1 protein-coding gene is annotated in these 1,152 nt (G+C 76.6%); it reads left to right on the top strand.

The genetic code is table 11. The annotated features are described in order from the left end of the window. Positions 1-1,152, top strand: a 1,152-nt coding sequence (locus IE245_RS36525; protein ID WP_189955751.1) for a polyketide synthase dehydratase domain-containing protein, incomplete at both ends; no start/stop codon positions are given.

Raw genomic sequence — 1,152 nt, 5'->3', positions numbered from 1 at the left:
TCGGCGCGGCCGTCACCGTCGCCGGTTCCGACGACACCCTCTTCACCAGCCGCATCAACCGCCACACCCACCCCTGGCTCTCCGATCACCGGGTCCTGGACACCGACCTCTTCCCGGGCACGGGTTTCGTGGAGCTCGCGACGGCGGCGGGCGAGCGCCTCGGCGCAGGCCGCGTCGAGGATCTGACCCTCGCGGCCCCGCTCGTGCTGCCGGCGTCCGGCGGAGTCCAGATCCAGGTCCTCGTCGGCGGCGCCGACGCCTCGGGCCGCCGGAGCGTCGGCGTCTACTCCCGGCCCGACGGCGCCGAGGCCGCGGCCGGTCAGCCGTGGGTGGCGCACGCCACGGGCACCCTCGCCCCGGTCGGCACGGAGACACCGGAGGGGCTGGCCGCGTGGCCGCCCGTCGGGGCGCAGGAGGCCGACCTCGACGGCGTCTACGCACGGTTGTCGGAGCTCGGCTACGGCTACGGTCCGGTGTTCCAGGGCCTGCGGCGGGTCTGGAAGGCCGAGAACGAGCTGTTCGCCGAGGTGGCTTTGGGGGAGGAGCAGCGCCCCGACGCCGCCCGCTTCGGGCTGCACCCCGCGCTCCTCGACGCCGCCCTGCACAGCCTGCTGCCCGGCGTCGCCGGCCGTCAGGGCCAGGAGGGCTTCCCGTTCTCCTGGTCGGGCGTCCAGGTGCACGCCCTCGGCGCGTCGGCGCTGCGCGTACGGCTCCGGCTCACCGGGCCCGAGTCGGTCGCGCTGGCCGTCGCCGACGCCTCGGGCGCGCCCGTCGCCACCGTCGACGAGCTGGCGCTGCGCCCCCTCTCCCGGGAGGCCCTGCGCGCCGCGGCGACCCAGGTCCGTGACGGCCTGTACGCCGTCACGTGGGCGTCCCTGCCCGCTCCCGCCGGTGAACTCGCCCTGCCCGAGGACCGCTTCGAACTCTCCTCGGACGCGGCGGACCTGTCGGAGCTGTCCGCGGTGCCGACGGTGCCGAGCGTGGTCGTGCTGCCGCTGATGTCCGGTGGCGCGGTGTCCGGCGAGGCGGCGCGCGGCGCCGTGGCCCGGGTCCTCGGCGTGGTCCGTTCCTGGCTGGAGGAGGAGCGGTACGCGGACGCGCGGCTCGTCGTCGTGACGCGCGGTGCGGTCTCCGTCGGCGGCGGGGACGTGT

It is taken from the genome of Streptomyces roseolus (assembly GCF_014649855.1).
Classification (GTDB): Bacteria; Actinomycetota; Actinomycetes; order Streptomycetales; family Streptomycetaceae; genus Streptomyces; species Streptomyces roseolus.
This window is presented reverse-complemented; position numbering and strand designations above follow the sequence as displayed.